At 72.3% G+C, this 22,101-nt stretch carries 18 protein-coding genes; 11 read left to right on the top strand and 7 right to left on the bottom strand.

Annotated elements, in window-relative coordinates:
• Positions 1-43: 43 nt before the first annotated feature.
• From ACIQU6_RS12005 to ACIQU6_RS11990, 4 genes are all read right to left on the bottom strand, one after another.
• A complete protein-coding gene (locus ACIQU6_RS12005; RefSeq protein ID WP_403481499.1) occupies positions 44-778 on the bottom strand; it encodes a methyltransferase domain-containing protein in 735 nt (244 codons plus the stop codon).
• A gap of 88 nt (positions 779-866) precedes the next feature.
• A complete protein-coding gene (locus ACIQU6_RS12000; protein ID WP_403481498.1) occupies positions 867-3,356 on the bottom strand; it encodes a SpoIIE family protein phosphatase in 2,490 nt (829 codons plus the stop codon).
• A gap of 128 nt (positions 3,357-3,484) precedes the next feature.
• On the bottom strand, positions 3,485-5,977 hold the full coding sequence (locus ACIQU6_RS11995) for a collagen binding domain-containing protein (protein WP_403481497.1): 2,493 nt from the start codon (positions 5,975-5,977) through the stop codon (positions 3,485-3,487).
• A 251-nt stretch (positions 5,978-6,228) separates the two neighbouring features.
• Positions 6,229-6,672 carry an SRPBCC family protein gene (locus tag ACIQU6_RS11990; RefSeq protein WP_274912434.1) on the bottom strand — a complete coding sequence of 148 codons (444 nt, stop codon included), beginning with the start codon at positions 6,670-6,672 and terminating at the stop codon, positions 6,229-6,231.
• Positions 6,673-6,845: 173 nt separating this feature from the next.
• Between ACIQU6_RS11990 and ACIQU6_RS11985 the strand changes: the two genes are divergently transcribed.
• A complete protein-coding gene (locus tag ACIQU6_RS11985; RefSeq protein WP_403481496.1) occupies positions 6,846-7,874 on the top strand; it encodes an Rv2578c family radical SAM protein in 1,029 nt (342 codons plus the stop codon).
• A gap of 44 nt (positions 7,875-7,918) precedes the next feature.
• On the opposite strand, the gene ACIQU6_RS11980 is transcribed toward ACIQU6_RS11985, so the two are convergent.
• Both ACIQU6_RS11980 and ACIQU6_RS11975 read right to left on the bottom strand, forming a co-directional pair.
• Positions 7,919-8,269 carry a MerR family transcriptional regulator gene (locus ACIQU6_RS11980; protein ID WP_403481495.1) on the bottom strand — a complete coding sequence of 117 codons (351 nt, stop codon included), beginning with the start codon at positions 8,267-8,269 and terminating at the stop codon, positions 7,919-7,921.
• 84 nt (positions 8,270-8,353) lie between these two features.
• Complete coding sequence (locus ACIQU6_RS11975; protein ID WP_403481494.1) at positions 8,354-9,145, bottom strand: SDR family NAD(P)-dependent oxidoreductase; 792 nt, start codon at positions 9,143-9,145, stop codon at positions 8,354-8,356.
• A 236-nt stretch (positions 9,146-9,381) separates the two neighbouring features.
• On the opposite strand from ACIQU6_RS11975, the gene ACIQU6_RS11970 reads away from it, so the two are divergent.
• The gene (locus ACIQU6_RS11970) at positions 9,382-9,909 is read left to right on the top strand and encodes a GNAT family N-acetyltransferase (RefSeq protein WP_403481587.1); all 528 of its coding nucleotides are present in this window, start codon (positions 9,382-9,384) and stop codon (positions 9,907-9,909) included.
• A gap of 14 nt (positions 9,910-9,923) precedes the next feature.
• On the opposite strand, the gene ACIQU6_RS11965 is transcribed toward ACIQU6_RS11970, so the two are convergent.
• Positions 9,924-10,601, bottom strand: coding sequence for a HEAT repeat domain-containing protein (locus ACIQU6_RS11965; RefSeq protein WP_403481493.1), 678 nt, complete (start codon positions 10,599-10,601; stop codon positions 9,924-9,926).
• Between the two features lie 447 nt (positions 10,602-11,048).
• Between ACIQU6_RS11965 and ACIQU6_RS11960 the strand changes: the two genes are divergently transcribed.
• The 9 genes from ACIQU6_RS11960 (at position 11,049) to pssA (ending at position 22,084) form a co-directional block, all read left to right on the top strand.
• Positions 11,049-12,875 carry a 3-hydroxyacyl-CoA dehydrogenase family protein gene (locus ACIQU6_RS11960; protein ID WP_403481492.1) on the top strand — a complete coding sequence of 609 codons (1,827 nt, stop codon included), beginning with the start codon at positions 11,049-11,051 and terminating at the stop codon, positions 12,873-12,875.
• A 136-nt stretch (positions 12,876-13,011) separates the two neighbouring features.
• Positions 13,012-13,815, top strand: a complete 804-nt coding sequence (locus ACIQU6_RS11955) for a TetR family transcriptional regulator (protein ID WP_403481491.1) — start codon at positions 13,012-13,014, stop codon at positions 13,813-13,815.
• 463 nt (positions 13,816-14,278) lie between these two features.
• The gene (gene ccrA, locus ACIQU6_RS11950; protein ID WP_403481490.1) at positions 14,279-15,691 is read left to right on the top strand and encodes a crotonyl-CoA carboxylase/reductase; all 1,413 of its coding nucleotides are present in this window, start codon (positions 14,279-14,281) and stop codon (positions 15,689-15,691) included.
• Positions 15,692-15,704: 13 nt separating this feature from the next.
• Complete coding sequence (locus tag ACIQU6_RS11945) at positions 15,705-17,717, top strand: protein meaA (protein WP_403481489.1); 2,013 nt, start codon at positions 15,705-15,707, stop codon at positions 17,715-17,717.
• The gene (locus ACIQU6_RS11940; protein ID WP_403481488.1) at positions 17,714-18,679 is read left to right on the top strand and encodes an HpcH/HpaI aldolase/citrate lyase family protein; all 966 of its coding nucleotides are present in this window, start codon (positions 17,714-17,716) and stop codon (positions 18,677-18,679) included. Before ACIQU6_RS11945 ends, ACIQU6_RS11940 begins: the two co-directional genes overlap by 4 nt.
• Positions 18,680-18,684: 5 nt before the next feature.
• Positions 18,685-19,209: a MaoC family dehydratase gene (locus ACIQU6_RS11935; protein ID WP_403481586.1), complete on the top strand. Its 525-nt coding sequence runs from the start codon at positions 18,685-18,687 to the stop codon at positions 19,207-19,209.
• Between the two features lie 4 nt (positions 19,210-19,213).
• On the top strand, positions 19,214-20,419 hold the full coding sequence (locus tag ACIQU6_RS11930) for an acyl-CoA dehydrogenase family protein (RefSeq protein WP_403481487.1): 1,206 nt from the start codon (positions 19,214-19,216) through the stop codon (positions 20,417-20,419).
• A 170-nt stretch (positions 20,420-20,589) separates the two neighbouring features.
• Positions 20,590-21,237: a phosphatidylserine decarboxylase gene (locus ACIQU6_RS11925; RefSeq protein WP_403481486.1), complete on the top strand. Its 648-nt coding sequence runs from the start codon at positions 20,590-20,592 to the stop codon at positions 21,235-21,237.
• Entirely contained in the window at positions 21,224-22,084 is an 861-nt protein-coding gene (gene pssA, locus ACIQU6_RS11920; protein ID WP_274912444.1) for a CDP-diacylglycerol--serine O-phosphatidyltransferase, read from the top strand. The genes ACIQU6_RS11925 and pssA overlap by 14 nt, the downstream gene beginning before the upstream one ends.
• Positions 22,085-22,101 lie beyond the last annotated feature (17 nt).

Below are 22,101 nucleotides of genomic sequence, written 5' to 3'. Positions count from 1 at the left end.
CGGGAGAGGCGCGGAAGAGTGCCACCCCGGTGGCCCCAGGGGGCTAGCCCCCTGGGGCCTCGCTCACCCCGGCCACCACCCACTGCGAGGGCAGCTCGATCAGGGCCCCGTCCGCCCCGTATTCCGTGGTGGTCAGCGGCAGTTGGCCGGACGCGGCGATCCGCAGGCCCTGTGCGCGCAGCAGTCCGGGCAGTTCGGAGTCCGGCATCTCGCCGGGGGCGATGCCGTGCGCGAGGACGGCGCGCACCTTCGCGGGCGGCCCGTCCGGGCCCTGGGCCAGGGCCAGCAGGACCTCCTTGGCGGCCGCGACCGGTTCGACGGCGAGGAGCCGGCCGCGGGTGCCCAGCAGCACCGCGGTGTTCGCCGCGATCCGGGCCCGCTCGCCGGCGGTGCACTGGTGCAGCAGGCCGCGCAAGTAGACGTTGCTGTCGCCGAGTTCGGCGTGGAGTTCGCGGACGGCGGCCTCGTCGGTGGCGTCGAGTCGGCGGAATTCGGCCACCGCGTCGGGGTCCTCGGAGCGGGCCCGCGCGATGGCCGCGGCGGCGCCGTCGACGCCCAGCACGCGTCCGAAGTGGCCGGCCAGACAGCGGGTCTGGGTGCCGTTGCCACAGCCCAGATCGACCAACGGGAGCGCGGCGTCGGCGTGTCCGGCCAGTATCGGGAGGTGCACCCGGGCGGTCAGCGACGGGTCGGAGTCCCAGAAGACCTGGCCCGCACCGGGTGGCGCGTCGTGCCAGAAGCCCTCCCAGGCCAGCAGGGTGCGGCGGGAATCGCTCATACCCCTTGCTACGCCCGCCGGTGATCACCCCGCAAGGGGCCCGGCGCCACCTTCACCAGTTCGCCAGAGGTTCTCCCAGACCGCCCGTTCAGTGCCGTCCGCGCCGCGTCGCCCCGGGCAGCGGCTGTTCGAACCAGACCGTCTTGCCGGTCGTGGTGCGGCTCGTCCCCCATTCCCGGGCCAGCCGGCTCACCACCCGTAGGCCGCGCCCGAATTCGGCGTCGGGCTCCGCGTCCAGCAACTGCGGCAGGGCGTGGTCGTCGTCCGAGACCTCGCACAGCAGGGCGTCGGTGTGCACCAGGCGCAGCACCACCCGCTCGGTGTGCGCGTGTTGGACGGCGTTGGTGACGACCTCGCTGACCAGGAGTTGGGCGGTCTCGACGGCCGACGGCAGGCCCCAGGCGGTGAGTTGCCCGGCGACCAGCCGGCGGGCCCGGCCGGCCTCCCGCGGGTCCAGCCGGAGCCGCCATTCGGCGACCGACTCCGGCGGGATGCCGTTGAGGCGGGCCATCAGCAGCGCCACGTCGTCCTTGCGGTCGTCGGTGACGTTCAGCGCCCGGATGATGGCGTCGCACGCGTCGTCCATCGAGGCGGCGGGGTGGGCCGCGGACTCCGCCAGCGCGGCCAGCCCCACCCCGATGTCCTCGCCGCGCACCTCCACCAGCCCGTCGGTGCACAACACCAGGCGGTCACCGGGCGCCACCGGGACCGTCACCGCCTCGAAGGGCACCCCGCCGACGCCGATCGGCGCGCCGGTGGGCAGCCGAAGGAGTTCGCTGCGGCCGTCCGCGGCACGGACCAGTACCGGCGGGACGTGCCCGGCGTTGGCGAGGGTCAGCCGCTGGCCGATCGGGTCGTAGACCGCGTAGAGGCAGGTGGCCAGGTAGGTGTCGCCGAGCCGCTGGGCGAGGTCGTCGAGGCCGCGCAGGAGCTGGGCCGGCGGCATGTCGATGGCGGCCATGGTCTGCACCGCGGTCCTCAACTGGCCCATCATCGCGGCGGAGTTCAGGCCGTGGCCCATGACGTCGCCGACCACCAGCGCGGTGCGGGAGCCGGGCAGCTTGATGGTGTCGAACCAGTCCCCGCCGACCCGGCCGAGGTGGGTGCCGGGCAGGTAGCGGGTGGCGGTGTCGCAGCCCGGCATACGGGGCACGATCTGCGGCAGCATGCTGTCCTGGAGCGTCTCGGCGACGTTCTCCTGGAGGGTGTACATCCGGGCGTTGTCGAGTACGAGGCCGGCGCGGGCGGCGAGTTCGGCTCCCGTTACCCGGTCCATGTCGTTGAACTCCGTGCGCGCCGGGTGCCGCAGCAGGATCATGAAGCCGAGCACCACGGTGCGCGCCTTGAGGGGGACGACCAGCAGCGACCGGCCGTTGATCAGCGGGCTAATGTCGCGCTTCTCGAACTGCGCGGCGATGGCGTTGCCCAACTCCTCGGTGATCCGCGGGATCAGCACCGGCCGCCCGGTGGTCATGCACTGGAAGAACGGGGTGTGGACGGGGAACGGCATCGACTCGCCGACCGGGACGACGTCGTCCCAGCGGCCCGGCTCGTCGTTGTGCTCGACGGCGACGCGGTGCCACAGGGTGGTGGCGTCGGGCGGGCCGTCGGGGAACCCCTCGCCGGCCACGACCTGTTCGCGCAGGTAGGTGCCGGCGACGTCGGTGAAACGGGGGACGACGGCCTGGCTGACCTCCTGGATGGTGCGGGCCAGGTCGAGCGAGGAGCCGATCCGACCGCTGACCTCGTTGAGGAATTCCAGGCGTTCGCGGACCGCCGCGTGTTCGAGGTCCGGCTCCGGTTCGGCGGCGGTCGCGGCGGCGCCCGGGTTCCGCTCGGCCTCCGCCGCCCGTTGCAGCCGGGCGCGCCGCTCGACCCGGCGGGGCACGCCCCAGTCCGGCGTCACCGGGACGCGCTCCTGTTGGCTGATCTCCAGTACGGGGTAGCCGAGTTCGAGCACCTGGGCGACGATCCGGGCGCTTTCCCGGGGGCTCATGCTCGGCAGGATGTCGGGCAGCCGTCGGGCCAGTTGCCCGGCCCCGGGGAAGTCGGTGTGGAGCGCGAAGCCGGGCGCATGGCGGCGCCGGTCGGCCCCGTGGTCGCCGGCGCCCGGCAGTCGGGCGGCGTCCGCGGCGAGGACGAGCAGCCGCTCGGGCCCGGGGCCGGCCAGGGGGTAGGCCCACCACAGCAGGTCCACCAGGCCGGCCGCGGCGGCCATCCGGGCCCGGCCCGCCGTGGGGTACGTGGCGCCGCCCCCGAGGTACGCCGCGAGCCCGTGCGCCGCCGGCAACTCCCCCAGCTGGGCGCCGAGATCGGCCGCATCGGCTCCGGGGCCGTCCCACTCCTCGGTGCCGAGGGCGCCGCTGACCGGTAGCAGGTCGACGGCGGGGGCACCCACCGCGTCCTCCTTGGCGGCGCCGAACAGCCGGCGTGCGCCGGTGCTCCAGTGGGAGATCAACCCGTCGGCGTCCACCACCACGACGGCGAGCGGGATCCGGCCCGGGATCGCCGCCCGTGGCGCGGGCACCTCGGGTACCGGGCCGGAGTGGTCATCGCCTCGCGCCGGGCCACGCTCCATGGGCGGTTGCTCCTTCGTATGCACCGATCTTGCACCACCGACACCAAGGTACGACCGCGGGCGGATGCGGCGGGTGGCATTCCGCGAAGAGGGCGTGCGCGGGCGCATGCGCGGGTGAGGACGTCGCGTCAGTCCTCGTGCCCCAGTTGGAGGTCCCGTTCCGTCCGGCCGCCCCCCGCGACCCGCAGCACGGTGGCGACCGGCGGGTATCCGGCGGCGATCACGGTGTACTCGCCGGCCGACAGGTCGACGAAGCGGAACAGCCCGTCGGGGCCGGTGGTCGCGGTGTCCACCACGTTGCCGGCGGCATCGAGGAGGGTGACCCGGGCGTCCTCCACCGGGCGCCCGTCGCCGGCCCGTACGGTGCCGCGCAGCACGGCGCCGCCGGCGAGTTCGACGTCCTGACGGGTTTCGCGGGACGCCTGGACGCTGACCGGGAGCGCGGCCGGGCGGAACGCCGGGGCGCTGGAGGCCAGGGTGTACTCCCCCGCCACCAACTCCCCGATGACGTAGCCGCCTTCGCGCCCGCTGCGGGTGGTGGCCACCACCTCGCCGCGGACGTCGGTGAGGGTGACCATGGCGTCGCGGACGGGGGTGCCGTCGGCGGTGGTGACCGTACCGGCGAGCCGTCCGGCGCCGCCGAGCACCACGTCCAGCTCCACCGGGCGCTCGCCGACGGTCACGGTGACGGCCTGCGGTTGGTGCCCGCCGGCGGCCGCGATCAGCACATAGGCGCCGGCCCCCGGGGTGCTCAGGGCGTACCGGCCGTCCTCTCCGGTGGCGCCGCGGCCGATCTGCCGGCCGGCGACGTCGATGAGGGTGAGCGCGGCGCGCGGCACGATGCTGCCGTCGTGGTGCTGGACGGTGCCGCATACCGGGACGCCGGCCGTGGCGGGCGCGGGCGCCCCGGCGTACGCCAGGCGGCCGGCCGGGTAACCGTCCCCGTTGGTCGCGGGGTTGACCGGGGCGTCGGCCGCGGCGCGGGCCGGTGGGACGGCGGCGGGGTCCGCGGGGTCGCCGTACGGCGGGTATGCGGTCGGTGAGGTCTGTGGGGCGTGGGACACCAGGGTGTTCTCTTTCCGGAAGAGGGCGAGCAGGATGCCCAGGACGAGGGCCGGGGCGAGGAAGAGGAGGCTGCCGGGCACGGCCTCGGCGTAGGCGGCGAGGGCGCCGTAGCCGTCCCGCAGCGTGGCGGGCAGGGCGTCCGGCAGGTGCGGGTCCACGAGCGCGCCGGGGAGCGGCAGTTGGGCCGTGAGGCGGGCTACGAGCAGCACGAGGGCGAGGGCCGCGCCGATGCCACCGCCGAGCCGTCGGAGGCAGGCGGGGGCGCCGGTCGGGTCGGGGTCGGGCACGCGGGCGCGGACGGCGCGCACCAGCACCGGCAGCACCAACCCGAGGCCGAGCCCCAGGAAGCCGGACCACAGGCCGAGGACCATCCGGGAGGCGTCCGGGCGCGGGTGGTCCAGGAGCCAACTGCCCGCCGCGGCCACCGCGCAGCCCAGGAACGGGAGGACCATGACGTGGCCGGTGCGGCGGATGATCCGGTCGGCGGTGAACCAGGCCAGCAGCAGCGCGCCCGGCAGGGGCAGCATCGACAGCGCGGACGCGGTGGCGGTGGGGCCGCCGGCCGGCGGCAGGACGGCCGGGAGGTGGCGGAGCGCCCCGTAGAGGGCGATGCCGAGGGCCGCGGCAACCAGGCCGGTGCGTCCGAAGAGCACCTCCCGGAGCAGCCGGGGCGGGATCAGCGGCGCGGTGACGAGGCGCTCGACGACGGGGAAGAGTGCCGCGGCGGCCAGTGCGCCGCCTCCCAGGCCGAGGATCAGCGGCGCGTCCCAGGGGTAGCGGGTGCCGCCCCAACTGGCCAGCAGGGTCAGGCAGATGGCGAGGCCGGCGAGGAGCAGCGCGCCGACGAGGTCGGGGCGGGGGCGGCGGCCGGCGGGCCGGGGCAACCGCAGCGCGGCCGCGGCAACGGGGAGGAGCAGCAGGCCGAGCGGCACGGTGAGGGTGAGGCTCCAGCGCCAGACACCGTGGTCCGCGCAGTATCCGCCGACCAACGGGCCAACGAGCAGCGCCACGGCACAGGTGACGGCTGCGGCCGTGCGGCGGCCCCGGCCCCGCCCCTGGTCCGGCGTGGTCTCGGCGAGGATCGCGTGGACCCCGCCCAGCAGGCCGCCGGCACCGAGGCCCTGGAGGGCCAGGAACGCGAGCAGTTGGGGCGGCGCGTGCGTCGCCCCGGCCAGCCCCGCGCCGGTGGCGAAGACCAGCAGCGCGAGGAGGAGAGCGGTCTTCTTGCCGAGGAGGTCGCCCAGCTTGCCTCCCAGGGGCAGGCCGACGGCCGTGGCCAGGAGGCAGGTGGCCACCACCCAGAACGCCCTTGGGTGGCCGGGCAGTTCGGCGGCGAGGGCCGGGAGCGCGGGGAGGACGGCGGTCTGGCCGAGGGCCGCGGGCAGTACCAGCGCCAGCAGCACCGGCAGGGGCGCCCTCGGCGGCCGGGGGCCGGACAGGACCTCCGGCGCCTCGGCGTTCGCCGGCTCGGCCGGTTGCGGCGCCGGGCCCGCGGTCGCCTCGGCGGCGGTCGGCCTGTCCGGCCGGTCCCGCTCGCTCAGGGTGGTCCCGCCCACGTCCTGCTCCCCTCGTCACGCTGCTGCGGGCGCCCATTTCTCGCACCGGCGACAACAACGATCAAGCGAGGAGAATCGGAACAGGAGGGGCGGGAACGGACCTCAAGTGCCGCACCTGGGAGGCCTCTTGGGCTCCCATCTGGGGTTTCCGTCGACGGGCCGACCGAAAGCACGAACGGCACCGCCCCGGGGAAACCACCCGAACCGGTGAGCATGACCGCTCCCCGAACGGGTTACGACGGGAGCCGCCCTCACTTCTCCATGTGGGCCGCGAGGTTGGCGAGGATCGCGTCGTAGATCCGACCAAGTCCCTTGGGGGCGAAGGTCCGCTCGAAGAAGCCGCCGATGCCGGTGGCGCCCTGCCAGGTGGTGGTGACGACGACCTTGGCGCGGTTCTCGCCGGCCGGGGTGACGACCCAGGTGGTCACCATCGAGGAGTTGCGGTCCTTCTCCACCAGCTGGCCGTCGGTCGGCTCGTCGACCTCCAGCAGGCAGTCGCGCACCCGCTTGCTGGTGGCCTGGAGCTTCCAGTGGACGAGAGTGCCCTTGCCGTCGCCGCCCTCACGGACCTCGTACTCGCTGAACTGCTCGGGCAGCAGTTGCCGGCGCGTGCCGCTGTAGTCGGCGAGCGCGTCGAACACATCCTCCGGATCCGCCGCGATCTCGCGCTGCGTGGTGGCCTCTACCTGCCCCATGTGTGCCTTCCTCCAGTAGTCGGCTGCCGGACCTGCGTGCGCCGCCAACCTGCGGTGCGCGGACAAGCCAACCACCACTGGGCAGCGGGCCCAAATCCGGGTTGACACCCCGGAAGCGAACGTGTGTTCTATTATCGACCTGGGGGCTCGGCAGGATCGCAACAGGAGGCCCGATGCGCTGGGACAATCTGGGCGAAAGCCCCTCCGCGCTGTTCGGCACGGATGTCGTCACCCGAACGGTGGACACCCCCGAATTCCGCGGCCTCACCTTCCACGAGGTGCGCGCCCGCTCCCTGGTGAACCGCGTCCCGGGCGCCTCCCGGATGCCGTTCGAATGGACCGTGAACCCGTACCGCGGGTGCAGCCACGCCTGCGTCTACTGCTTCGCGCGGAGCACCCACGGCTACCTCGACCTGGACACCGGCCTCGGCTTCGACTCCCAGATCGTGGTCAAGGTCAACGCCCCCGAACTGCTGCGCCGGGAACTGGCCGCGCCCCGTTGGCGCGGCGACCACATCGCGATGGGCACCAACGTCGACTGCTACCAACGGGCGGAGGGTCGCTACGCCCTGATGCCCGGCATCATCGCGGCGCTGCGGGACCGCGCCAACCCGTTCTCGATCCTCACCAAGGGCACCCTGATCCTGCGCGATCTGGAGCTGTTGCGGCAGGCCGCCGACGTCACCGACGTGGGCATCTCGGTCTCCGTCGGCTTCCTCGACGGCGAGTTGTGGCGCACCGTCGAGCCGGGCACGCCCGCCCCCGGGCGCCGCCTGGACGTGGTGCGCACCCTCGCCGCCCACGGCATCCCCTGCGGGGTGCTGATGGCCCCGGTGCTCCCGTTCCTGTCCGACACCCCGGAGCAGCTGCGGGCCACGGTCCGGGCCGTCGCCGAGGCGGGCGCCGACTCGGTCACGCCGCTGGTGCTGCATCTGCGACCGGGCGCCCGCGAGTGGTTCCTGTCCTGGTTGGGCCACCACCATCCGCACCTGGTGCGGCGCTATGAGGCGCTCTACGCCGGCGGCGCGTACGCGCCCAGGTGGTACCAGCGCCGGATCACCCGGCAGGTGCACGAGTTGGCGGCCGAGTGCGGCCTGGGGCCGTTCCGGCCGGGTCAGGCGCGGCGGATCCCGCCCGAGCCCGCGCCGCCCGCCGAGGCGGACGAACCGACGCCGGGGGCCACGCAGTTGACGCTGCTGTGAGGGGCCGGGCGGGCCTCTGCGCGCCCGGGCGGGCTCGGCACGGCTCAGGGGCCGGCAACGTCCAGGGCGCGCGCCAGGCGGTCCCTGGCGGCCGTCTGGGCGGCGATCCGCCGGTCGATGACGGCCAGCCGCGCGCGGGCGATCCGCAGGCCCTCCGGCGACGGCGGGGCGGTGGACAGGTCGCCGTCCAGGCAGTCCCGGAAACAGGCGACGTCGGCGAGGGTGAGGCCGGCGTCGAGGAGATGACGGACGTTGCGGACGCGGTTGGCGACGAGGTCGTCGTAGACCCGGTAGCCGTTCGCCGCCCGCCGCGAGTCGATCAGACCCGCGTCCTCGTACTTGCGCAGCGCCCGCGGCGACACCCCGGTGGCGTCCGCCAGTTCACCGATCCGCACCGGATCACCTCCCCTCGTGCGGGCCGACCCGGCGCGGGGGTCCGGCCGCGCTACCCCGGCCCGCCCCCACGCTACCGGCCCCGTTCAGCCGACCACCGCGCCGCCGTCCACCGGAAGCACCACCCCGGTCACGAACGCCGCAGCCGGGGCTGCGAGTCGGGTGACGGCCCAGGCGACCTCCTCCGGGCGGCCGATGCGGCCCATCGGGGTGTGGTCGATCTGCCAGGCGCGCAGTGCCGTGCGGTGTTCCGGGGACCAGCCCTGGTGGTCCGCGATGGGGGTGTCGATCGCCCCGGGTGCCACGGCCACCACCCGGACGCCGCGCGGCGCCAGTTCCACCGCCCAGCTACGGGTGAGGAGTTCCAGGCCGGTCTTGGTGGCGGCGTAGACGGCGTTGCCCGGCCAGGCCCGTTGGCCGACCGAGGTGCTGATGTTCACCACCACCCCACCGGTGCGCTCCAGTTCGGGCACCGCTTCCTGGGTGAGCAGGACCGGTGCGACCAGGTTGGTGGCCAACTGCGGCGCCATGGACTCCTTGGTGTGGCTGCCGAGGGCCCCGCTGCCGACCACCGCGGCGTTGTTGACCAGGACGTCCAGCCGGCCGTGGGTCTCGACCGTGTGCCGTACGACGGCCGCCGGGACGCCGTGCGCGGTGATGTCCGCGGGGTAGGGGGTGATCGCGCCGTCGGTGCCGGCGGCCAGGGCGACCGTCTCGGCCAGCGGCCCGGGACGGCGGCCGACGGCCACCACGTGCGCGCCCTCCGCCGCGAACGCCACCGCGGCGGCCCGGCCGATGCCGGTGCCGGCCCCGGTGATGACGACGACCCGGTGCCCGGTGCGCGGCGCCCCGGCGGTCTCCAGAGGTGTGAGTGCCATGCCGCAAGCCTCGGACCCTGACCCCAGGGACAAGGTCAAGTGCGGTGTCCAGAAGGCGTTCCCCAGGAGTGGCCGGGCGGACCGAAATCGGATTGACCGGTGTCCACGGCGGACCGGACCCTCGACGGAATGTGCCGAGCGGACAGGCGGACGTCGTGGAGACCGCGATGCGGGGGACGGATGGGGTTGGTGAGGGGATGGCGGTGCGGCCGGAGCGGGGGTTGCGGGTACGCGAGATGACGGAGGCCGATGTCGACGCGGTCGCGGAAGTGCGGGTCCGCGGTTGGCAGTCGGCGTACCGGGGGCTGATGCCACCGGCGTACCTGGCGGCGCTGAGCGTGGCGGAGGACGCCGACCGGCGGCGGGAGTGGTTCGCGCGCCGCCGGCCCGAGGCGTGGGAGCTGGTGGCCGAGCGGTCCGGCGGGGTCGTCGGCTGGCTGGCCGCCGGCCCGGCCCGGGATCCCGATCTCGCGCCGGGCCGCCGGGAGTTGCCGTCCGGCCGCGCGCCCGTGGCCGAGCTGCTGGCCCTCTACGTGGCGCCGCCGCTCATCGGGACGGGCGTCGGACGGGCGCTGCTGGACGCCGGGACGGCCGGGGCCCGGGCTCGCGGCTTCGGCGCGCTGTCCCTGTGGGTGGTACGCGGCAACGCCCGTGCCCAACGCTTCTACGAGCGGGCCGGGTTCGCACCGGACGGGGCGGAGCGGTCCGAGGACGTGGCCGGTCGGCGCGTCCCGGAACTGCGCTACCGGCGCCCGCTCCCGTAGGGCGTCGGCCCCGCCTAGGCGACCGGGCCGGTGCGGCCGGCCTCTCCCGGCGCCCTTTCGGCGGCCCGCCCGCTGACCACCCCCGGTGGGTCCTCGTGGACGCCGAGGCGGGCCAGGGATGCCGAGGCGGCCGCGGCCAGCCGGGCGTGGGCGGCGGCCGCCCGCAGCGCCGGCACGGCCCGCTTGTCGCCGAGCGCGCCCAGCCCTTCCACGCAGGCCAGCGCGACCCGCCAGTACGGGTTGTGCGGGGTCAACAGCCGTTCCAGGGTGGCGATCAGCGCCGGGACGGACTGCGGGGCGCGGAGCTCGGCGAGCAGGCGGACGGGGTGCAGGGCGTAGGCGGTGCGCAGCGGGTTGGTGGCCAGGGCGGCCGCGGCCCGGGCGGTGCGCGGGTCGCCCAGCTTGCCCAGGGCGTGGGCGGCGGTGGCGCAGCGGACCGGTTCGCGGTAGTTGAGCAGCAGGACCAGGGTCTCGAAGGCGCGTTTGTCGCCGGCGCAGCCCAGGATGAAGGCGGCGATCTCCCGTGCCCACAGGGGACGTTCCACCGCGGTGAGTATCCGGGCGAGTTCCTCGCGGCCGGCCGGGGTGTTCTTGCGGGCCAGCCCGAGCAGCCGCTCGTAGGCGACCAGATCCTGCGGGGAGCGGAGTTCGGCTCGCACCCGGTCCGTCAACTCGTGGAATTCGTCTTCCATTTACCGCTCCCCTCCCGCTGGCCGGGCCGGTTCTTCCGGCGTGGCCCGCACCACAACCTCATGCCCCGCATTACCCCTGGCGCTTCGGTTACCCACCGGTTAACCTGCTTCAACGAGCAGCACCCCTGCTCGGGCGGCCTGGTGACGCAGCCGCCGGAGTGTGACGTCGGTTCGGCACACCGCAACAGCACCACGCGTGCGCGGGCACGACAGCCCCGCGCGCGGCATCCACACAGCACGCCCCTCAGGGGGGAAGCGGCACGGCCTCGGGACAGGGTCCGCCGCGCTCCTCCACAGTAGGCGCCGCCCGCGGTGCCGTGGCTTCCGCGGCCCAACCGCCGCCGGTAGACCGCGCGTTGCCGCAGTCTTCCGCGCCGTGCGCCCGCCCCTTCAGTCGTCACGTTCTCCCCTTGCCCTTACAAGGGGAACACCTTCAGGAGTCTCGTGATGGGCCCTCAGTCCACCCCTGATCTCTCCACCGTCCGCTCCGCGTTGTCCCTCTCCACCGTCGCCGTCGTCGGCCTGGGCACCATGGGCACCGGCATCGCCCAGGTGTTGACCCGCGCCGGCCGCACGGTCATCGGCATCGACACCGACGAGTCCGCGATCCGGCGGGCCCGGGCCGCCCTCGAAACCGCCACCGCCCGCGCCGTGCAGCGGGAGCGGATCACCGAACGGGAGCGGCAGGACGCGCTGTCCCGCTTCCGCACCTCCGGCGATCTGCGGGCCGCCGCCGACGCCGATCTCGTCATCGAGGTGGTGCCGGAGGACTACGCCCTCAAGCGGGAGGTCTTCGCCGCGCTGGACGGCATCGTGCGCCCGGACACCGTCCTGGCCACCGGCACCAACGCGCTGTCGGTGACCCGGCTCGCCGCCGATTCCCAGCGCCCCGAGCGGGTGCTCGGCGTCCACTTCTTCAACCCGGCGCCGGCCATGAAGCTGGTCGAGGTGGTCTCCTCGGTGCTGACCGCGCCGACCGCGGTCGCCGCCGTCACCGACCTCGCCCGCGAGCTGGGCAAGGACCCGATCGCGGTCGGCGACCGCCCCGGATTCGTCGCCGACGGGCTGCTGTTCGGCTATCTCAACCAGGCCGCCGCGATGTACGAGTCGCGCTACGCCACCCGCGAGGACATCGACGCCGCGATGCGGCTCGGCTGCGGTCTGCCGATGGGGCCGCTGGCCCTGCTCGACCTGATCGGCGTGGACACCGCCCGGACGGTCCTGGAGGCGATGTACGCCGAGTCCCGCGACCGGCTGCACGCGCCCGCGCCGATCCTCGGCCAGCTCGCGGACGCCGGGCTGACCGGCCGCAAGGCGGGCCGCGGCTTCTACACCTACGAGGCACCCGGTTCCGCGGCCGTCGTGCCGGACGACCTCACGCCGGCCGCCGCCGACGGGGACGGCCGGGCGGCCGGCCGGCCGGTCCGCAGCGTCGGCGTCGCCGGCTCCGGCACGATGGCCAGCGGCATCGCCGAGGTCTTCGCCAAGGCGGGCTTCGCGGTGGTACTGGCCGCCCGCAGCCAGGAGAAGGCGGAGCGGGCCAAGGCCCGGATCGCCACGTCGCTGGGCCGCTCGGTGGACAAGGGCCGGCTGACCGCCGAGGCGCGCGACGCGGCGCTCGCGGCGATCACCCCGTCCGGGTCGCTGGACGCGTTCGCCGACGTCGACCTGGCGGTGGAGGCGGTGGCCGAGGAACTGGCCGTCAAGCAGCAGGTGTTCCGCACCCTGGACAAGGTCTGCAAGCCGGGCGCCGTGCTGGCCACCACCACCTCCTCGCTGCCGGTCGTCGCCTGCGCCCGCGCCACCTCGCGCCCCCAGGACGTCATCGGGATGCACTTCTTCAACCCGGCGCCGGCCATGAAGCTGGTGGAGGTGGTCCGTACCGTCCTCACCGCCGACGACGTGCACGCCACGGTGCGCGCGGTCTGCGCGAAGGTCCGCAAGCACCCGGTGGACTGCGGCGACCGGGCCGGATTCATCGTCAACGCGCTGCTGTTCCCGTACTTGAACAACGCGGTCAAGATGGTCCAGGAGCACTACGCGTCGCCGGACGACATCGACGCGGCGATGAAGCTGGGCGGCGGCTACCCGATGGGCCCGTTCGAGCTGTTGGACGTGGTCGGCCTGGACGTCTCCCTCGCCATCGAGAAGGTGCTGCACGCCGCGTTCCGCGACCCGGGGTTGGCGCCGGCGCCGCTGCTGGAGCACCTGGTCGCGGCGGGCTGCCTCGGCCGGAAGACCGGCCGCGGCTTCCGTGAGTACGCCCGGCGCTGACCCGCGGCGGCGCCCCCGGAGCGGGGGCGGGTGGGGCGGACTGCTGGAGCCCTCGGCCAGCGGCCCGCCCCAGGTCACGGGGGTCGGAGCGGCACCTCATGCCGCAGGACGCAGGAATATGCAGTACCTTCCCCACATGTCCCAGCCCGCTCGCCCGCAGTCCTCCGACGCCTCCGGCTCCCCCACCCCCGGCACCCGCCGGGCGGCCGCCCAACGCCTGAAAATGCGCCGGGAACTCTCGGCCGCCGCCATGGAGCTGTTCGCGACGAAGGGATACGAGGCGACCACGGTCGACGAGATCGCGGCCGCCGCGGGCGTCGCCCGGCGCACCTTCTTCCGCCACTTCCGCTCCAAGGAAGAGGCGATCTTCCCCGACCACGACGACACCCTGGTGCGCGCCGAGGCCGTCCTGGACGCCGCCCCGCCGCACGAGAACCCCCTCGACACGGTCTGCCGCGGCATCAAGGAAGTCATGCGGATGTACGCGTCCGCGCCCGCGGTGTCGGTGGCCCGTTACCGCCTCACCCGCGAGGTACCCACCCTCCGGGAGGCCGAGATCGCCTCGGTGGCCCGCTACGAGCGGCTGTTCACCCGTTATCTGCTGGGCCACTTCGACGAGGGCGCGCACCGCGAGGGCGACGACGACCCGTTGCTCGCCGAGGTCGCCGCGTCCGCCGTGGTCACCGCGCACAACCACGTGCTGCGCCGCTGGTTGCGGGCCGGTGCGGAGGGCGATGTGGAGACTCAGTTGGACCACGCCTTCGAGATCGTCCGGGAGACGTTCGGCGCGGGCATCGGCGCGGGCCGGGCCACCTCCGCGGAGGCGCCGCCGGCCACCGTCTCCCGGGAGGGCGCGGTGCTGGTCGCGGTCGCCCGCACCGACGCCCCCCTCGACGAGGTCATGCGCACCATCCGCAAGGCCCTCAAGGAACGCCACTGACCCGGGCCCTCGGCTCCGGGCAAGATCCGTAACGCATACCGCCGACCGCCCCGTTCGCGTCCGCCGCCCTCCCGCGGCTGGACGCGAACGGGGCGGTCCGCATTGCGGCCGCGGGCGTCCCAATCGACGCCGACGCGGGCGCAGTTGAACGATCATCGCTCATCTGAAGCCCCACTTACTCAACCGAGAAAATCATGGCACTCAGTGTCTTGCGGCCTGGCACCGGGTGTCATACGTTGGTGGTGTCCGGGCGGCCGGCACACCGATCAACCCCGGTGCGCCGACTGTCCCCGCAAGTACTTCGCGCGCCCGGACGCCTGCGTCACAGGCACCTCCCAGCTACCGCTGGACCCGCGCTCACCCGCGCCATGCCGAGCACCACCGGCCGAACCGACGGCACCGCCCCGCACCACCCCCGACGTTCCCTCAAGCCGTTCCATACGTGCTTCGCCGGAGGCATTCCGTGAACCAGATTCTTGACGCGATCCTCGCGCCGGACAGTACCCGCGAGGACTTCGCCGCCCTGCCCCTCCCCGAGTCGTACCGCGCGGTCACCGTGCACAAGGACGAGGTCGACATGTTCGCCGGCCTGTCCACCCGCGAGAAGGACCCCCGTAAGTCGCTGCACGTCGAAGACGTGCCGGTGCCCGAACTCGGGCCCGGCGAGGCCCTGGTGGCCGTGATGGCCTCCTCGGTGAACTACAACTCGGTGTGGACCTCGATCTTCGAGCCGCTGTCGACCTTCGGGTTCCTGGAGCGCTACGGGCGGCTCTCGCCGCTGGCCAAGCGGCACGACCTGCCCTACCACGTCATCGGGTCGGACCTGGCCGGCGTGGTGCTGCGCACCGGCCCCGGCGTCAACGCCTGGCACCCCGGCGACGAGGTCGTCGCGCACTGCCTGTCCGTGGAGCTGGAGTCCTCCGACGGCCACAACGACACCATGCTCGACCCCGAGCAGCGGATCTGGGGCTTCGAGACCAACTTCGGCGGCCTCGCGGAGATCGCGCTGGTCAAGTCCAACCAGTTGATGCCCAAGCCGCGGCACCTGAGTTGGGAGGAGGCGGCGGCCCCGGGGCTGGTGAACTCCACCGCCTACCGGCAGCTGGTCTCGCAGAACGGCGCGGCGATGAAGCAGGGCGACAACGTCCTGATCTGGGGCGCCAGCGGCGGCCTCGGCTCGTACGCGACGCAGTTCGCGCTGGCCGGCGGCGCCAACCCGATCTGCGTGGTCTCCAACGACCACAAGGCGGAGATCTGCCGGAAGATGGGCGCCGAGGCGATCATCGACCGGAGTGCCGAGGGGTACAAGTTCTGGAAGGACGAGCACAACCAGGACCCCAGGGAGTGGAAGCGGTTCGGCAAGCGGATCCGCGAACTGACCGACGGCGAGGACGTGGACATCGTCTTCGAGCACCCCGGCCGGGAGACCTTCGGCGCCTCGGTCTACGTCACCCGCAAGGGCGGCACGATCGTCACCTGCGCCTCGACCTCCGGCTACCAGCACGAGTACGACAACCGCTACCTGTGGATGTCGCTGAAGCGGATCGTCGGCTCGCACTTCGCCAACTACCGGGAGGCGTGGGAGGCCAACCGCCTGATCGCCAAGGGCAAGATCCACCCCACGCTCTCCAAGACCTACCGCCTGGACGAGACCGGCCAGGCAGCGCACGACGTCCACCGCAACGTCCACCAGGGCAAGGTCGGCGTGTTGTGCCTGGCCCCCGAGGAGGGCATGGGCGTGCGCGACGAGGAGAAGCGCGCCAAGCACATCGACGCGATCAACCTGTTCCGCGACGCGCCCGCGGAGCGGACCAACAAGCGCGGTCGCGACGACGCGCCGGGCCAGCACACCGGCGCCTCCGGCCGGAACGCCTGAGAATCGGGATCACATGACTGAGCGTCAGAAGGATCGTCCGTGGCTGATGCGGACGTACGCCGGGCACTCCACCGCCGAGGCGTCCAACGAGCTGTACCGGCGTAACCTCGCCAAGGGCCAGACCGGCCTGTCGGTCGCGTTCGACCTCCCGACGCAGACCGGATACGACCCCGACCACGTCCTGGCCCGCGGCGAGGTCGGTCGGGTCGGGGTCCCGGTGTCCCATCTGGGCGACATGCGGCGGCTGTTCCAGGACATCCCGCTGGAGCAGATGAACACCTCGATGACCATCAACGCCACCGCCATGTGGCTGCTGGCGCTCTACGAGGTGGTCGCCGAGGAACAGGGTGCCGACACCGGAAAGTTGGCGGGCACCACGCAGAACGACATCGTCAAGGAGTACCTCTCGCGCGGGACGCACGTCTTCCCGCCGGGCCCCTCGCTGCGGCTAACCACCGACATGATCGCGTACACGGTCAACAACATCCCGAAGTGGAACCCGATCAACATCTGCAGCTACCACCTGCAGGAGGCGGGGGCCACCCCGGTCCAGGAGATCTCCTACGCGATGTCCACCGCGATCGCCGTGCTGGACGCGGTGTTCGCGTCCGGGCAGGTCCCCGAGGACCGCAAGGGTGATGTGGTCGCGCGCATCTCGTTCTTCGTCAACGCGGGCGTCCGGTTCGTCGAAGAGATGTGCAAGATGCGGGCGTTCTCGCAGATCTGGGACCGGATCACGCACGAGCGCTACGGCATCGAGAACCCCAAGCAGCGCCGCTTCCGGTACGGCGTCCAGGTCAACTCCCTGGGGCTGACCGAGGCGCAGCCGGAGAACAACGTCCAGCGGATCGTCCTGGAGATGCTCGCCGTCACGCTCTCCAAGGACGCCCGCGCCCGCGCCGTCCAACTGCCGGCCTGGAACGAGGCGTTGGGCCTGCCCCGCCCCTGGGACCAGCAGTGGTCGCTGCGCATCCAGCAGGTGCTGGCGCACGAGTCGGACCTGTTGGAGTACGAGGACATCTTCGCCGGGTCGCACGTCATCGAGGCCAAGGTGGACGCCCTGGTGGCCGACTGCCTGGCCGAGATCGACCGGATCCAGGGGATGGGCGGCGCGATGGCGGCCGTGGAATCCGGCTATCTGAAGTCGCAGTTGGTGTCGGCGCACGCCGAGCGGCGGGCCCGGATCGAGTCCGGCGAGGAGAAGATCGTCGGCGTCAACTGCTTCGAGTCGACCGAGCCCAACCCGCTCACCGCCGACCTGGACACCGCGATCATGACGGTGGACCCGGCCAACGAGGAGCGCGTCGTACGGGCCCTGCACGACTGGCGGGACAACCGGGACGAACTGCGGGCGCAGGAGGCGCTCTCGGCGCTGAAGAAGGCCGCGGCGGGCACCACCAACCTCTTCCCGGCGACGTTGGAGTGCGCGCGGGCCGGCGTGACGACCGGCGAGTGGGCCTGGGCGCTGCGGGACGTCTTCGGCGAGTTCCGGGCCCCCACGGGCGTCTCGGGCGCGCCGGTGGCGGTCACCGCGGAGGCCGGCACGCCGCTGGCGGCGGTCCGCGAGAAGGTCGCGAGGACCGCGGCCGAACTCGGCGGCGGGCGGCTGCGGCTGCTGGTCGGCAAGCCCGGCCTGGACGGGCACAGCAACGGCGCCGAGCAGATCGCCGTGCGAGCCAGGGACGCCGGTTTCGAGGTGGTATACCAAGGCATCCGGCTCACCCCGGAGCAGATCGTGGCGGCGGCGGTCGCCGAGGACGTGCACTGCGTGGGGCTGTCGATCCTGTCGGGGTCGCACGCCGCGTTGGTGCCGGACGTGTTGGCGCGGCTGCGTCGGGCCGGAGCGCCCGAAGTGCCGGTCATCGTGGGCGGCATCATCCCGTCCGCGGACGCCGCGGCGCTGCGCGAGGCGGGTGTCGCCGCCGTCTTCACCCCGAAGGACTTCGGGATCACGGAGATCATCGGCCGTATCGTCGACGAGATCCGCACCGCGAACAAACTCGACCCCATGGAGGTCCTCGCATGAGTGCGCCCGTGCAGCGCCTGCGTCCGCGCCGTTCCTGCCTGGCGGTGCCCGGCAGCAACCCCCGTTTCCTGGAGAAGGCCCAGGGCCTGCCGGCCGACCAGGTGTTCCTGGACCTGGAGGACGCCTGCGCGCCGCTGGCCAAGCCGGAGGCCCGGCACACCATCGTCACGTTCCTCAACGAGGGCGACTGGACGGGCAAGACGCGGGTGGTGCGGGTCAACGACTGGACCACCGAGTGGACTTACCGGGACGTCGTCACCGTCGTCGAGGGCGCCGGGGCGAACCTCGACTGCATCATGCTGCCGAAGGTGCAGGACGCCGCGCAGGTGACGGCCCTGGACCTGCTGTTGACGCAGATCGAGAAGACGATGGGCCTGGAGGTCGGCCGGATCGGCATCGAGGCGCAGATCGAGAACGCCAAGGGCCTGGTGAACGTCGACGCGATCGCCGCCGCCTCGCCCCGTCTGGAGACCATCATCTTCGGCCCGGCGGACTTCATGGCGTCCATCAACATGAAGTCCCTGGTGGTCGGCGAACAGCCGCCCGGCTACCCGGCGGACGCCTACCACTACATCCTGATGCGCATCCTGATGGCGGCCCGCACGCACAACCTCCAGGCCATCGACGGCCCTTACCTCCAGATCAAGAACGTCGACGGCTACCGCGAGGTCGCCGGCCGCGCCGCCGCGCTCGGCTTCGACGGCAAGTGGGTGCTGCACCCGGGCCAGGTGGAGGCGGCCAACGAGGTCTTCTCGCCGTCCCAGGAGGACTACGACCACGCCGAGCTGATCCTGGACGCGTACGAGTGGTGCACGTCCGAGGCGGGTGGGAAGAAGGGCTCGGCAATGCTCGGCGACGAGATGATCGACGAGGCGAGCCGCAAAATGGCGCTGGTGATCGCCGGAAAGGGCCGGGCCGCCGGCATGACCCGCAACAGCACTTTCGAAGCCCCGGAGGCATGAGCGCGATGCAGTTCGGCCGCACCTACGAAGAGTTCACCGTCGGCGACGCCTACAAGCACTGGCCGGGCAAGACGGTGACCGAATACGACGACCACCTGTTCTGCCTGCTGACCATGAACCACCATCCGCTGCACATGGACAGCAACTACGCCGAGCAGACCACCGACTTCGGAAAGAACGTCGTCGTCGGCAATTACATCTACTCCCTCCTGCTGGGCATGTCGGTGCCGGACGTCTCCGGAAAGGCGATCGCCAATCTGGAGATCGAGTCGCTGAAGCACGTGGCGCCGACGTTCCACGGCGACACCCTCTACGGCGAGACCACGGTGCTCGACAAGACGCCGTCGAAGTCCAAGTCCGACCGCGGCATCGTGCACGTCGAGACCAGGGGCTACAAGCAGGACGGCACCTTGGTCTGCGTCTTCCGGCGCAAGGTGATGGTCCCCACGGCGACCTACATCGAGGAGCGCGGCGGCGAACAGCCCGGCCGCCCCGAGCCCAAGGCCCCCGCGGCCCGTAAGGAGAAGTGACCCCATGGCGCGTCTCGCACAGACCGAGGGCCTGACCGACATCCAGCGGGAAATCCTCTCCACCGTCCGGGATTTCGTGGACAAGGAGATCATCCCGGTCGCCACCGAGCTGGAGCACCGCGACGAATACCCCACGCAGATCGTCGAGGGCCTGAAGGAACTCGGCGTGTTCGGGCTGATGATTCCGGAGGAATACGGCGGCCTCGGCGAGTCGTTGCTCACCTATGCGTTGACGGTCGAGGAGATCGCCCGCGGCTGGATGAGCGTGTCGGGCATCATCAACACCCATTTCATTGTGGCCTACATGCTCAAGCAGCACGGCACACCGGAACAGAAGGAATATTTCCTGCCGAAGATGGCCGTCGGCGAGATCCGGGGCGCCTTCTCGATGTCGGAGCCGGCACTCGGTTCCGACGTCTCGGCCATTTCCTCCAAGGGCGTGCGGGACGGCGACGATTACGTCCTCAACGGTCAGAAGATGTGGCTCACCAACGGCGGTTCGTCGACGCTGGTGGCGGTGTTGTGCCGGACCGACGAGGGCCACCCGGAGGGCACCGCTCCGCACAAGTCGATGACGACCTTCCTGGTGGAGAAGGAGGCCGGCTTCGGCGAGGTCCGCCCGGGCCTGACCATCCCCGGCAAGATCGAGAAGATGGGCTACAAGGGCGTCGACACCACCGAGTTGATCATGGATGGTCTGCGCGTTCCGGCGGACCGGGTCCTCGGCGGCGAGAGCGGGCGTGGCTTCTATCACATGATGGACGGCGTCGAGGTGGGCCGGGTCAACGTGGCCGCGCGCGGCTGCGGCGTCGCCCAGCGTGCCTTCGAACTCGGCGTGTCCTACGCCCAGCAGCGGCAGACGTTCGGCAAGCCGATCGCCCAGCACCAGGCCATTCAGTTCAAGCTGGCAGAAATGGCGACAAAGGTAGAGGCCGCCCATGCCATGATGGTTAATGCCGCACGCAAAAAGGACTCCGGACAACGAAACGACCTTGAAGCGGGCATGGCGAAGTACCTGGCCTCCGAGTACTGCAAGGAGGTGGTCGAGGACGCCTTCCGCATCCACGGCGGCTACGGCTTCTCCAAGGAGTACGAGATCGAGCGCCTCTACCGGGAGGCCCCGATGCTCCTGATCGGCGAGGGCACGGCCGAGATCCAGAAAATGATCATCGGCCGCCGGCTACTTGAGGAGTACCGGATCCAGGGCTGAACGTCCCCTTTGGGCCATTTTCCGGTAGATAAAGATCACACCGTGTCATCGTTCTTCGGCCATGGATTGGCTCTGGCTCTTGGCCAGTTGCCGCTCGCAACCGATAGCATCCCAGGAAAGCCGCCGTCCCCCGTATCCATATGCGGCATCCTCCGCTACGAAGGTCATTCATGCCCCACAGCCAATCCTCTGCACCTCGCGGTCGCGTCCGCCTCGCGCGCGGAGCGTCGCCGTGGCTCCTCCCGACCGTGGCAACGGCAGCGGTCAGCCTGGCCCGCTCCCGCCGGTCGGGACGCTGGGCCGCCGTCGCCGTGCCCACCACCGCACTCGCGGCCGGCATGCTGTGGTTCTTCCGCGACCCCGAGCGGGAGATCGCGTCGGGACGCGTCATCTCTCCGGCCGACGGCGTGGTGCAGAGCATCATGCCGTGGAAGGACGGGCGCACCCGCGTCGCGATCTTCATGAGCCCGTTGAACGTCCACGTCAACCGCGCGCCGCTGGCCGGCACGGTGACGTCCGTGGAGCACATCCCCGGCGGCTTCGTCCCGGCGTTCAACAAGGAGAGCGAGAACAACGAGCGGGTCGTCTGGCACTTCGACACCGAGCTGGGCGACGTCGAGATGGTGCAGATCGCCGGCGCGGTCGCCCGCCGCATCGTGCCGTACGTGCCCCAGGGCACCAAGGTCGAGCAGGGCGAGCGCATCGGGCTGATCCGCTTCGGCTCGCGGGTGGACGTCTACCTCCCGGAGGGCGTGGAGCCGGCGGTCGAGGTCGGCCAGGCCACTACCGCGGGGGTGACTCGCCTTGACCGTGATTGATCCCGAGACACAGGCGAGCTGGGCGCCGGAGAACGACGACGAGGTCGACGACATGCCGTTGTCGACGCGGTTGTCAATTGCGGACACCCTGACGCTCGGCAACGCCATTTGCGGCTTCATGGCCGTGTACTTCACCACCACCGGCGTGCTCATCCCGCACCTCACGGGGACCGAGGACGGCGGGATGGCGCGGCACAGCGCGGCGATGGCCGTGATCCTGATGCTGCTGGCATCGGTCTTCGACCTCTTCGACGGGCTGGTGGCGCGCAAGCTGCGGGCCTCGGCGATGGGGGCCGAGCTCGACAACCTCTCCGACCTGATCAGCTTCGGGCTGGCACCCGCGTACTTCGTCGTGACCTGGGGCATGGTCGCCCAGGACGCGCACCAGAAGGTGTCGGTGGTCGCGGCGGTGGTGGTCCTCCTGGCGGTGGTGCTCCGGCTCGCGCGCTTCTCCTGCGTCACGATCCGCGACGGCATCTTCCAGGGGATGCCGAGCCCGTTCGGCGCCCTGACCGTCGTCGCCATCGTCCTGCTGGAGCTGCCGTTCCTGCCGACGCTGCTGGCGATCATCGGGGTGGCCTGGCTGATGGTGAGCCGGGTCGAGTACCCCAAGCCGCGGGGCCGGCTCGCGGTGGCGATGCTGAGCTGGATCGTGCTCAGCATGGGCATGCTCGCCGCCTGGGCCCTGGACGCCCCCAACGGGCAGCTGCTGCTCCAGACCGGCTGCGCCCTGCAGATCGTCCTGGGCGCGATGATCCCGGTCTTCGCGACGGCCCGGAGGGTCAACACCTTCCGCGACAACCGCCGCGAGTCGCGCGCCGAGTCGCACGCCGCGCACCAGCCCTGACGGGCCGGGGCGGCGGC

This window comes from Streptomyces sp. NPDC090442 (assembly GCF_044769405.1).
GTDB lineage: Bacteria > Actinomycetota > Actinomycetes > Streptomycetales > Streptomycetaceae > Streptomyces.
The sequence above is the reverse complement of the archived record's forward strand: the minus strand, read 5'-3'. Positions and strand labels throughout refer to the sequence as shown.